General features: G+C 65.2%; 4 protein-coding genes. 2 read left to right on the forward strand and 2 right to left on the reverse strand.

Translation table 11 applies throughout. The features are described 5' to 3' along the window. Positions 1-26: 26 nt before the first annotated feature. A complete protein-coding gene (locus tag ACWESM_RS17005) occupies positions 27-1,268 on the forward strand; it encodes a lipase family protein (RefSeq protein WP_452492506.1) in 1,242 nt (413 codons plus the stop codon). 584 nt (positions 1,269-1,852) lie between these two features. On the opposite strand, the gene ACWESM_RS17010 is transcribed toward ACWESM_RS17005, so the two are convergent. Further along, positions 1,853-2,737, reverse strand: coding sequence for a hypothetical protein (locus tag ACWESM_RS17010; protein WP_452492508.1), 885 nt, complete (start codon positions 2,735-2,737; stop codon positions 1,853-1,855). A 677-nt stretch (positions 2,738-3,414) separates the two neighbouring features. On the opposite strand from ACWESM_RS17010, the gene ACWESM_RS17015 reads away from it, so the two are divergent. Continuing rightward, positions 3,415-4,734 carry an FAD-binding oxidoreductase gene (locus ACWESM_RS17015; protein WP_452492510.1) on the forward strand — a complete coding sequence of 440 codons (1,320 nt, stop codon included), beginning with the start codon at positions 3,415-3,417 and terminating at the stop codon, positions 4,732-4,734. Between the two features lie 89 nt (positions 4,735-4,823). Here the strand turns inward: ACWESM_RS17015 and ACWESM_RS17020 are convergent, their stop codons facing one another. Further along, a complete protein-coding gene (locus tag ACWESM_RS17020; RefSeq protein ID WP_452492512.1) occupies positions 4,824-13,319 on the reverse strand; it encodes an amino acid adenylation domain-containing protein in 8,496 nt (2,831 codons plus the stop codon). Between the last annotated feature and the right edge of the window lie 5 nt (positions 13,320-13,324).

Below are 13,324 nucleotides of genomic sequence, written 5' to 3' on the forward strand. Positions count from 1 at the left end.
GAAACTCATACGGTAAGGAGCGGTACATGACTGCACAATCCACGACGATCAATGAGCCGTCTCTGCAAGACAAGATCACATACCAGCTGTGCGAGTACGCGAATCTGGTCAACAGCATCAGCAAAGAAGACGGCGACCTGGAGGACACCCTCTCTCAGAAGATCCAGCAGTATCTCGACACCAACCGGGACGTCATCGGAGGGTGGGAGATCGTCTGGGGTCCGGGAGTCGCGCTGTTCGACACCGACTTGTACGCGGTCAACGCCCTGTACATGGTGCGAAGCACAGAGGATCGCTCCCGGTACGTGATCGCGATGGCCGGCAGCACCGACGCACTGGTGTTCGACTGGCTCGTCGAGGACTCCTTCATTCTCCAGACGCCGTGGTTCGCGAATAATGCCGCCTGGCACACGATCGGCACTGCTATCGGGGTGAAAACCCTCCTCAATATCAAACCCTCAGGCCAGCGTCCCGGCGCCGGCCACACGTTGCCCGAGTTCCTGAGTTCGCTCGGCGACAAGGCGATCGACCTGACCGTCACCGGCCACAGCCTCGGCGGTGCCCTGTCACTCACGCTGGCGCTGTTCCTGCGCGACACCCAATGGCTTTGGGACAATTCCGAAAAAGCCAGGATCAGCGTGCTCTCGACCGCCGGACCGAGTTTCTGCAACCAGGAATTCGTCAACTACACCACCCAACGCCTGCAACGAGTACGGCGCTACGCCAACGACCTCGACATCGTCCCGCACATGTGGAACCCGCCCGATATCGATGGCGCCAAGGCTCTCTACTCCAAGAACAATCAGCCTGCTCCCGGTGGTATGCAGGTTCTGTTCGAGGTGCTCGAGATACAGGCATCCGTATCAGGCCAATACGCACACTTCGACCCCGCCAGCGGCGTGTTCCACGGCACGTTCAACGATAAGATCAATCAAACGCAAGGCTCGACGCCGGATGATTTGTACTTTGCGCAGGTCGGGTACCAGCACATAGGCGGCTACCATGAGTTCTTCGAAATCGGAGGCGTGCAGTGGCCGCAGGGCGTCGTAGCCCTCCCGCCGGTCGGCACCGACGCCGTGATGCACCGGGTCTCGGCCTTGGCCGGTCTACCGCTCGGCGACGGTGCCGGAAAGGTACTGGCGAACCATCGGCCGGCGACCGTCCCGCTCAACGGACAGCCCGTGGAGCTGCCCACCGACCACGAGAGCCCCAAAGCCAAGAACTTCGTGGACCGCGTCACCGCCGAGTTCAACCCCACCTCCGCATGAACTGATGTCCCGTGCCCCGCTCGGTGGCACCCGAACTTCGATCCGGTACAGCGCGAAAGGGCTTCAGCGGGACAAGACGTGGCGGTCGATTCCGGCAGGCAGTCTCGGCGACTACAGGTAAGTCGACGAAGTCCGGCGTCGGCAGTCGGCCGCCACGACTAGCCTGTGTCTCCCCATGATTCGAGCCATTCGACGATGAGGGCCAGGACGAATCCGTATGCGATTGGCGACCTGGTCGCGGCATTGGGGAATCACAGTTCGAATGTGTTCGCGGTACAAGAGAGTTCGATCCGACGCTGCGGCATCGCATATGCGGCCGAGGTCGGAATCCTGCCCGTCCCAGCAAGAGCACTCGCAGCCTGGGATCGCAGACCGGGCCTACTCCCTGGGACTGCCCGCGAGAAATCGGCGTCGAAAGCTGTGAACTCTTTTGAACCCGCAAACTCCTGCAAATTCTCCGCGTCTGAGAACGGATGTTCTCCAGACTGGAGGTGTTGGGTCTGGCGGCTGGCCGGCCGACACCACCCGCCAGGCCCAACCCCGCGACATCGGCTGCACGCCCTGGTCGAGCTCTCGCCGACATCTCAGTCTTTCGGCGCGGAGTTGATTGTGTCGCCGTACCAGCTCAGATCCGAATTCTCGGCGACCTCGAAGGCCTCGAAACGATCGTCGGCCACAACCGCGTCGATCAGAGCCCGTGAGCCGGCGACGATCGTGGAGTCGAAGTCGATCTCGCTGGCCACGACCCATGCGTGGTCGGCGGGCCAGAGCAGCTGGGGCGTCACTCCGGGGAAGTCGGTCGTCCATCCCAGACCCGCCGCATGCACCCAGCTGGGGTCGGCGAGTTCGGAGAGACTGGTGTCGAACAGTATGAAGTCGCGTCCCGGCCACCGCAGGAAAGGCCCGGTCCGGACCGCTCGTCTGACCTGTGGCGCGACAGAGGCTGCCAGCTCGGCGTCGATTCGAGCTCGCTCGCGCTCGAGGTTCTGCGGATCGCCATCGGTGGACGCGACAAACACCGTACCCGAGGATGTGTTCAGCTCGCCGAATCCATTCCACACTCCAGCCGTCACCTCTTCCGGTGCCTCGGTGGCTGCGCGAAGGTGGACTGTGAGCGCGGCCAGCAGGCTCGGGTCGAACCACCCCTCGACGGTCTGGCCGACTCTCCAGCCGTCATCGAACGACATCGCCGCTTCGTCCTCATCGTCGGTGAGGTTGCGCCACTGCACCAGCGGATGCATCACTCTGCCGTTGCGCACGGCGACCTCGGCCCAAGGCCACTTCACCTCCTCCACGATCTCGGGATTACCCCACTCGTCGGTGACCGTGACATCGCGGCGAGTCGCCTCGACCGGGTGCAGGATCCGCGCATAAGCCTCGAAACCGGTACCAGCGACGCCTCCGACCCCGTGTTCGCCGACGCGCGCCAGCAGCCACCCACCACGCTCGAAATCCGTTGTGAACTCCACCCAGCCAGCCTAATGAGCCACGCCTGTCGGGCAGCTCTGTCTCTGGACGCTGAGTAACACGCCAAGGGGACGCGCGTAACCGACACGGCCGTAGTCCGAATCTTAAGATCACCGAGATATCCATTGGGGCACCGTGAGCGGAGGAACGATGGGTGCCGGAACACAGCCACAGTCAGGGGAACAACCGCAGCCTGATCCACCGTCGGAACCGGACACATCATCGATGGCGCCTGCTGGCCACGGGCCCGAGCCAGAGGCGGATCCGAGGCCCGCGCCGGAGGTTGCGACCCGTGGCGGACGGTACGCGCTGATCACAGCACTGATAACGCCGATGATCTCGAGCTTTGCGTCTGCGGGTGCGGCAGTCTATGTGAGCATCAACGAGTCGAATCGAAGTAGCCAGCTGGCCGCATCCGAGGCGGCAAGGGAGAGCCGTTGGCGGGTAAGAGTTCCATGGGGAGCCCGGTATTGGCGTAGCCGATCGAGAGGACTTGGCCTTGAGTGATCTTTCTCGCCGTGACCTGCTCAGGACGTCGACGGCCGTCGGCGTAGGAGCAGTCGTTGTTTCGGGCCTCACAGGCGCAGACACGCCGGATATCGCGGACGCGAGCGTCCCCGAAAAAAGCCCGGGATGCCCGCCCGCGACGCTGACCGGCCACATCGTCCGACCCGGTGACGTGTCGTACACGGAGGCCCGACTCGGCTGGGATCAGCTCTTTTCGCACTATCCGCTGGTCATCGTCTTCGCGCAGGACACCCAGGACGTGGTGAACGCCCTGACGTGGGCGCGGCAGCACAACGTCGCGTTGCGGGTACGCAGCGGCCGCCACGCCCTCGAGGGCTGGTCGAACGTCGACAACGGCATCGTGATCGACGTCAGCCGGCTGAAGTCGGTCCGGATCGACCCTGGCGCTCGTATCGCGACGGTCGGCGCCGGGCTGAACCAGCTGGAAGCGGTGACGACGCTCGCGAAGCAGAATTTCGCGATCACAACCGGAAGCGAGGGCAGCGTAAGCGTGTGCGGTGCGACGCTCGGCGGTGGACTCGGGCCACTCAACCGCTGGCTCGGCATGGCCTGCGACAGCCTGATGGCGGCCGAGGTCGTCGTCGCGTCGGGTGACGACTGCGCCGAGGTGATCAACGCGGACTCGCAGCACCACTCGGACCTGCTCTGGGCGCTTCGCGGCGCGGGCAACGGCAACTTCGGGATCGTCACCCAACTCACCTACAAGGTGTATCCGCTCGAGCATCTCGCCTATGTGCAGGCGACGTGGGATGGACTCGGGGACCTGTACGGGGTCTTCGAGGCGTGGCAGCGTACGGTACCGTCCGCCGACAGCCGTCTGGGATCCGAGCTCGAGGTCCACAAGTCCCAGATCCTGCTGTCCGCGTGGCTCGTGGAGGGGGCGGCGGCACAGGCCACAGAGATGCTGGCCGCGATCCTGTCGGTCGGTAGCCCCGATGTCACGGTGCAGGTCGGTAACTGGGGCGATATTTTCGCGGGAGCCCAGGTCCCGCTCCCGCAAGAGCCCGCGAGCTGGAAGTTCTTCTCGCAGTTCGTCAAAGAGCCGTTCCCGAAGGAGGCGATCGACATCATCGGCGACTTCATGAGGAACGCTCCCACAGAGGACAGCAACTACTTCGTCGATGCCTTCGGTGGGGCGATCAAGACGGAACCCCCTGGCGGCACGGCGTTCGCGCATCGCGACGCTCTTTTCTACGGTGAGATCGGCGCAGCTTGGGGGACTCGTTCCACACAACCAGGCGTCAGCGACCCGCTGACCTCGCAGGCCCAGGCCTGGACCGCCGAGTTCAGCCAGGCGCTGCGGCCCTACGCGAACGGCGCCTACGTCAACGTACCGAACGTCGGAATGCAAGAGTGGGGAACCGCCTACTGGGGTGGACAGCACTTCGAGCGGCTGCGCGCGATCAAAGCGAAGTACGACCCCCACAACATTTTCCAGTACGAGCAGAGCATCCCGCCCGCATCACACTGATCGACAGTCAGTCATGACTGTTCCGCAGACCCGGACCGACCCAACCTATCTCCGCGAGCTGCCGTGACATGCCGGCCTGTCCTGAAGGTTCATCTTCGACCGGCCAAATGCTCGTCGAGTACGCGCGCGATGATCGGCAACACGTGTCGTGCGGTCAGTTCGTCATGGGTGACTCCGATATCGTGATCGACGATCTCGCCGGTCACGTAGGGCCGCCATCCACCGGGGCCCGAGTTGCCGGAAGCGTCGACGGTCGCACTGAAATACACTGCGTCCCCGCCGAATACGGGACGATGATATCCGGTTCTGATCTGTGCCACTATGTTGTACCACCGCGTCAGACGCTCGATTGTGCCCGCGTCGATCGGCGAAACACCGCCCAGTCGGGCACGAATCAGATCGGCGGCATCTTCCGCGGACGCATCGGCGGGCACACCACGAATACCCAACATCGGGCCGAAAGTACTGACGAAGCCGCCGGCGGAAAGCTGCTCGATGCTGTCACCATCGATGTCCGCGGAGTCCGTGTCGAGTAGCGCGAGAAGTCCTACATGCTCACCGGCGTTCCTCAACTTCGTGGCGATCGCGTGCGCGACGAGCCCGCCGAACGACCACCCGAGCAGGTGGTATGGACCCGTCGGCTGCAGAATCCGGATCTCGTGGATGTACCGATCGACCAACTCTTCGATCGATCGCGCTAGTGCTTCGCCGCCGCCCAGGCCCGGTGCTTGTAGCCCATAGATCGGCCTGCCCGGCGACAGCACATCCGCGAATCCCGAGTAGGGCCAGGCGACTCCGGAGGACGGAGACACGCAGAACAGCGCGGGTTCGCTGCCGCCGAGCCGGATCGGCCACACGACGTCGAGCATAGGTCCGGCGTCGACTGGAGGCAGCTCATCGGCCATGCGCCCGGCGGCCGCGGCCAATGCGGCGACGGTGCGGTGCTGGAACACCTGAAACGGCGTGCGGTGGACGCCCCGCCGCTCGGCCCTGGATACCAGCTGGAGAGCGAGGATACTGTCGCCGCCGAGAACGAAGAAGGAATCGTCGGCGCCGACTTTGTCGACACCGAGCAGCTCCGCGCAGATGTCGGCGAGAATTGCTTCGGTCGGTGTCGAGGGTGGCCGGTACCCGGCCTGCCCGTCCGCGAATTCAGGTGTGGGCAAGGCGGTCCGATCGAGCTTGCCGACCGCGTTGAGCGGAATCGTATCGAGCACGACGAACACGGAAGGGACCATGTACGCGGGCAGGGCAGCGGTCGCGACCATACGCAGATGCGCGACGTCGACCGTGACATCTTCGGCAGGCAGCACATACGACACCAGTACGGTTGCCCCTGTCGGCCCGGCGCGGCCTGTCGTCACCGCATACTCGACCTGTTCATCGCGGCACAGCACGGAATCGATCTCGCCGAGTTCGATCCGCAGGCCGTGGATCTTCACCTGAAAGTCGTTGCGGCCCAGAAACTCCAGCTCGTATGTATGGTCGGCCCCGATGACCCATCGCACCATGTCGCCGGTGCGGTACATCCGCTCCCCCGGCTGGCCGTAGGGATCGGCGACGAAGTGTGTCGCGGTCGCCTCGAAACGGCCGAAATAGCCGCGGGCGAGCGCGGGACCGGCCAGGTACAGTTCACCGGCGACGCCGACCGGCACCGGACGCAACCAGGTGTCGAGCACCATGGTCGCGGCGCCACGGATCGGCCCGCCGATGGTGATCGGCGCTGCCGCGGCGAGATCGCGGTGACAGGTCGCCCAAGTGCTGAACTCTGTCGGACCGTACAGGTTCACCATCCGACGCTCATTCGACCACCGCTCGATCAGTTCAGCCCTCGCGGGCTCGCCCCCCACAGCAAGCACCCGCAGCTGATCGAGTCCGCCAGGATCCATCGTGGCCAGTACCGACGGCGTGATCGACGCATGGGTGACCCGTTCGGCGCGCAGCAGTCGATCCAGCTCTCCGCCCGCACATACGTCAGGCGGCGCGATCACGAGTTCGCCGCCCGCGCCATGTGCTGTCAGCAGTTCGAAGATCGACGCGTCGAAGCTCGGTGACGCCACATGCAGGACGCCGACCGCCGGATCCAAGTCCAGTGACTCGGTCAAGTCGGCCACCAGATTCGCGAGCCCGCGATGGCTGACCAGCACAGCCTTGGGTTCGCCGGTGGAGCCCGAGGTGTAGATCAGGTACGCCGCGTGGTCGATGCGGATGGGACTCCCGCGCTCCGCGTCGGTGATCGGTGCTGCGGAGACCTTCTCGACCCGGCGGCGCGTAACGAGGTCATCGAGCAGCAGCCAGTCGATGGTTCCCGGTAGCGCCTCGCGGGTCACCGTCACGCCGATCTCCGCCTTCGAGTCGGCCAGGATGTGCTCGATCCGCTCGATCGGATAGCAAGGATCGAGCGACACGAACGCCGCGCCGGTCTTGGCAACTGCCCATACCGCCACCACCGATTCCAGCGATCGACCGAGAGCAAGCACGACGCACATTTCCGGCCGCGCGCCTCGGCGCAGCAGGACGCGGGCAAGACGATTCGACCAGGCGTCGAGCTCGCCATAGGACATCGTTGTCTCGCCCGCGCGAACAGCGATGGCACTGTGGTCGATCCGTGCTCCGGCACAGAGAATTTCGGGCAGTGTTCGCGGCGGCATCGACGCCGGTCCACGCACCGACAGCAGCGTGGCGCGCTCCGCGTCGTCGCAGCACTGTAGCTCGGACACCAGCGCCTGTGGGTTGCCTACGAGTTGAGTCAGGAACCGGATCAAGCGATCCAACAGTAGGCGCGCTGTTTCCGGCACGAACTGGTCGGCGTGGTACTTCACGCTGATGCGCAGCATGGCCTGCCCGTCGCTGCCGGGCAGCGGAACCACCATGAGATTCAACGGATACGGCGTGGCATCGGTGCCCTCGACGTCGACTACCCGCATGCCCGCGATGTCCGGCAGCGCCGACAACGCGCCTCGGTCGAGCGGATACGACTCGAAAACGGTGAGCGTATCGAACAATTCGGCCAAGCCCACCGTCTTGTGAATCGCAGCGAGCCCGACTTGCTGATGATCCATCAGCCGTGCCTGTTCACTCTGCATGCGAGCCAGTAGGTCGGCGACCCGCTCCGCGGGATCGAACCGTACACGCACCGGCAACGTATTGATGAAAAGACCGACCGATTCTTCGACACCGGCCAGCTCGGGTGGCCTGCCCGACACCGTCGCGCCGAATACCACGTCGGATCGGCCCGTCAGCACGGCCAGCAGCATCGCCCAACCCGCCTGCACTATCGTGTTCGCCGTGGTGCCCGAATCGCGCGCGGCCATTTGCAGACGTGCGACGATGTCCTGGGACAGGTCGGCGGACACCGTCCCGGTCCCTGTCGCCTCCGTGCCGGTCGATGTCGAGACCGCCCGTGTCGGGATGTCGATACCTGCCAAGTACTGTGCCCACGCGGCGGTCGACGCAGCATGATCCTGCTGGCGCAGCCAGGAGAGGAATTCGCGGTAAGAGTGCGCGGGCGGCAGCGCGGAGGTGTCGCCCGCAGTGGCATAGAGCGTGAGTAATTCCCGCACCAGCAGCGCAGTCGACCAGCCGTCCAGCACAAGGTGATGGTTGGTCAGCACGAACCGGTACTGCGCGGGAGCGGTACGCACGAGCGTGCAGCGCACGAGCGGCGGGCGGGTCAATTCGAACCGGCTGCCCGCGTCCAGGGCGATCACCCGGTCGAGTTCTCGCTGTCGTTGCTCGGCTTCCGCGATTCCGGTCAGGTCGATCTCCCGCCAGCAGATGTCGGCGTCGGTGGCGACGAGTTGGCGGGGCCCTTCATCGGTCTCTACGAACGCGACCCGCAGGATGTCGTGCCGTGCCACGAGCGTCTGCGCGGCAGAGCGTAGTCGCGCGGTGTCGACGGTACCCGTCAGCGTGAGTAGCGACTGCACCGTATAGACGTCGGCGCCTTCGGGATCGTACAGCGCATGGAAGAGCAGGCCATGCTGCAATGGTGACAGCGGCCAGACATCGGTGAGAGTCGGATAGGTGCGTTCCCAGGCGTCGATCTGTGCCTGCGTCACCGCGACGAGGTCGAAGTCGCAAGGAGTGTGTCCTCCGGCTCCTGGGCTGCCGCTGTGATCGGCCAGTGCCCGCAGCGCGGCAGCCCAGAGATCGGCGAACTCTTCGACGTCCACGGCCTCGAGCAGCCGAGCTGCGTATGCCCACGTCACTTCCAGCCCGGAGTCGGTCAGTGCGGCATTGATATCGACGACCGCGGCCAGCGGCGCTCGCTCGTCCCGCGTTGCCGCGAAGCGTTGCGGCAACCAGGCCCCGGCCTCGCTGTCGGTCGGCACCCGGCCCAGATAGTTGAAGCTGATCTGCGGGGTCGGCGCGTCCACGAGCGCATTCTTGGTGTCGGCGTTCAGATACCGGAGCATGCCGAAGCCGACACCCTTGTCGGGCACCGCGCGTAACTGTTGCTTCGTGGTCTTGATCGCGGCGCCCGCCGCGGGGCCACCGGTGAAAGCGTCTGCGAGGTCGACGCCCGTCAGATCGATGGCGATCGGATGGACCGTGGTGAACCAGCCCACGGTGCGCGCGACATCGGCGCCGGGCAGGACGGCCTCCGTGCGTCCGTGGCCCTCCATGCTGAGAAGCAATGACCTTCGATCACGCCAGCGGCATGCCGCCATCGCGAGCGCGGTCAGCAGCACATCGTCGGCACCGCAGTGGAAAAGGTCCGGCACCGTGGTGAGTACCGAGTTCGCGACATCCGGAACGACGATGGTCCGGAAAGTCCCCGCGGTGGCGGCGATGTCGAGGGCCGGGTCCCAAGCGCCCGTGCCGATCGGCGGATCGGGCGTCGCCAAAATGTTCTGCCAGACCGGCAGTTCGGCGCTGCGGCCTGCCGCATGGTCGACTTGTCCGTGCGCCCAACGCCGAAACGAGGTGCCGACCGGAGCCAGGGCGAGGCCCTCGGCCGCGGTCGCCAGATCCGGCAGCAGGGTGCGCCATGACACCGCGTCGATCACCAGGTGATGCAGCACGATCCAGCACAAGGAAGGAGCATCCGCTCGTTCGATCAGCACGAAGCGTGCGACGACTCCGGCCTCCGGATCGAGCAGGTCCGCGGCAGCTTGCAATTCGTCATCGAACGTCGGATCGCCATTGCGATCGGCGCTCACGACGTCCACCAAGGTGCCTGCCTCGACCGCACCGGCTGGTGCGACAACCCATTCCCAGCCGTGATCGGTGTTTCGCATCGAGGAGCGCAGTAGGTCGTGATGGTCGAGAATCACTTGCACGGCCTCGACCAATCGTGTGTGGTCCACGTCGGCCGGTAGACCGACCAAAACCGCCTGGCCGAGCCTGCGCCAGGTCTGTCCTTGGTCCAGCATCGCCTGCACGATCGGTGTGAGTTCGACGGCGCCGACGCCACCGCCGGGCAGCTCGCGTGCCACCGGAGTGCGCGCCTCGGTGGCCACCGCTGCGAGAGCGGCAACGGTCTTGCGCTCGAATACATCTCGTGCGCTGAAGCCGATCCCGGCGGACTTCGCCTTCGAGACCAGTTGAATGGCCGAGATGCTGTCGCCACCGAGTGCGAAGAAGCTCGCGTCGGCGCCCACCGAATCCAGCCCGAGAACCTCGGCGAACAGTGCGGCCAGTGCCTGCTCCCGTGGGGTCGAAGGTGGTCTGCCCACAGACGCGTCCGAGCCGAACTCTGGTTCTGGCAGTGCCGTGCGATCTACCTTGCCCAGCGGTGTCAGCGGAATACTGTCCAGTATTACCACCGCGGCGGGCACCATATAGGCCGGAAGCGCCTTGTCCGCAGCCGCTTTCAACGCGTCCACAGCGACTTCGGCACCCGGTTCGGGCAGCACGTACGACACCAGCGCGGTGGAACCCGAGTCGGTCTCCTTGCCGAGGGTGACCACGAAGTCGACGCCGGGGTGCTGTCGCAGAACGGCATCGATTTCGCCGAGCTCGATACGGAAGCCGCGCACCTTCACCTGGAAGTCGCTGCGACCCTGATGATCCAGCTCCAATCTCCCGGAACTCTCGGTCCAGCGAGCCAAGTCTCCGGTGCGGTACATCCGCTCTCCGCACGCGTAAGGGTTCGCTACGAATCGGCAGGCAGTGAGGCCTCTACGCTGATGATAGCCGCGCGCCACACCCGCCCCGGCGAGATAGAGCTCCCCGATCGTCCCGGGAGCCACCGGCCGCAACCAGGAATCGAGCACGACCGCTGAGAAACCGCGAGCCGGACTTCCGATCGTGACCGGCCCAGCGGGTCTCAACGCGTCGCTCAAGGTCGCCGTGACCGTGGTCTCGGTGGGCCCGTACCCATTGAGTACAGAACGACCGGACCACCTGGCCACCAACTCGCCTGGACAGCTCTCACCACCGACAACGACAGTGCGCACGCTGGGTAATGTCGCCGGGTCGAGGGATCCCACGACCGCCGGTGTGGCGTCCAGGTGGGACACACCTTCCGCGCGCAGAACCGCCGCCATCTCTTCACCGCCGTACGCCGATGGCGGAACAACGACGAGCGTCGCACCGGCGGCGAAGCTGACCAGGATCTCTTCGACCGAAATATCGAAGCTCGGCGAAACAACATGTGCCATCACGGAATCCGCGGCGACGCCGAAACCCTGCGCGGAGTTTGCGACCAGATTCGCCAAGCCACGGTGTGTGACCAGGACGCCTTTGGGCAATCCGGTCGACCCTGAGGTGTAGATCATGTAGGCGACCTGATCCAATAGCACCGCAGCGTGCCGCACCGTATCGTCGACCGCGGCCGCACTCTGCTCCGCGATGTCCCGGCCGGTCTCGTCCTCGTCGAGGATCAGCCAGTTCACCCGATTCGGAAGCAGACTTCGCGCGGTCGTTACGGTGAGGCCGATGCCGACGCCGCTGTCGTCGACCATATGCTCGATCCGGTCCGAAGGGTAGGTCGGGTCGATCGGCACGAATGCGGCGCCTGTCTTGGCCACGGCGAGCATCGCGAGCACGGAATCGATCGAGCGCGGAATCGAGATCGCCACACCGCGTTCCGGCCCGACACCGGCGGCGATCAGGATGCGTGCCAGCCGGTTGGTGTATTCGTCCACTTGGCGGTAGGTCAGCCGAGCTGACCCGCTATGGACAGCGATCGCTCCGGGGTCGATTCCCGCACCCGCGGCGAGAATTTCGGGCAACGTGCGCGGCGAGACGCTCGTCGGTCCGCGTGCCGGTGCGAGTTCGGCGAGCTCGTTATCAGGTACGACGGGAATCGTGGACAGTGCCGCGTCCGGTCCAGCGGTGAGGAACCTGCGCAGGAACCGCAGAAATCGGCTGTGGTGAGCGATCAATTCGGTATCGCTGTACAGGTTAGCGTTGCCCTGGAAGTCGATGTGGGTGCTCTCGCCCCCAACGCCCGGATACAGATTGACGTAGAGGTCGTCGATCAGCCCGGCCGTCAGCACATGCGCTCGTCCGGTGACCGCACCGAGTTGAACCCTGGTGTCCACCATCATCAAATTCACCGACGGACCGAAGGTCGCTACCTCGTCCATCGGCCAACCGAGGTCGCGGAAGATGTCCTCTTGGCGGTAGCGCTGCCGCCGCAGCGCGCCGGTCAGCTCAGCCTGTGCTGCCCGGATCAGTTCACCGACGGTCGTGGTCGGCCGCAAGCTCAGTCGCACCGGGACGACGTTGGCGATCATGCCGCCGGAGCGCCGCATCGTCGCCGTCGTGCGCGCAGAGACCGGCAGGCTCAAGACCACCTCTGGAGCACCGGTGATCGCAGCCAGATAGGCGCCGAAGGCCGCGACCACCGTAGGCGCCACACCGGACGACGCCGCCTTCGCGACCATCTCCAGCAACGCAGCCGTTTCCTGCGTCAGCGCCGCCTCCACACGTCTGGGATGCGCGTCCACTTCGGCGGTACGGCCCGCCAGACTCACCGGGTCGGCGATCCCGTCCAGGTGCCGAAGCCAATACTCCCGGTCGGCCGCGAAACGGTCGGAGCTGCGGTACGCCTGATCGGCATCGACGATCTTCCTCAGGTCCTCGGCCTGTGCGGCAGGGGGCGGCCTCCCCTCGATCGCCGCGGTGTAGAGCTCGCCGGTGCGGCGCGCCATGGCCGAGACCCCCATGCCGTCCAGCGCGATGTGGTGCATCCGCCAGTAGCAGAACCAGCGGTCGTCGGCGATCCGCAGCATGACGACACAGGCCAGCCGATCGTTCATCAGATCGAGGGGCGCCGAGTATTCGTGGCGCATCCAGGCATGAGCCGCGCCCGCGGGATCGCGCTCACCTCGGAAGTCGACAACGCGTGCACGATCGTCGAGCGTGGTGTCGACGCACTGGAACGGATAACCGTCGCTTTCTATCAGGCGCAGATACCCGGTGCCGAACTCGCGCCCGGCTCGGCGCGCTGCCGGGGCGAGTAGGTCGAGGTCGATCGATCCCGCCAGGTCGACGTACTGGGCAATAGAGATCGGGACATCGCCTGCGACGTGCTGGGCGAACCAAATTCCGCGTTGGGCCGCCGAAAGCGGGAAAACTCCGTCGGACAGCCTATTCCCGGTAGCGATCGGTCTAGCGGAAGACTGTTGCATGACAA

Source organism: Nocardia sp. NPDC003999 (genome assembly GCF_053604885.1).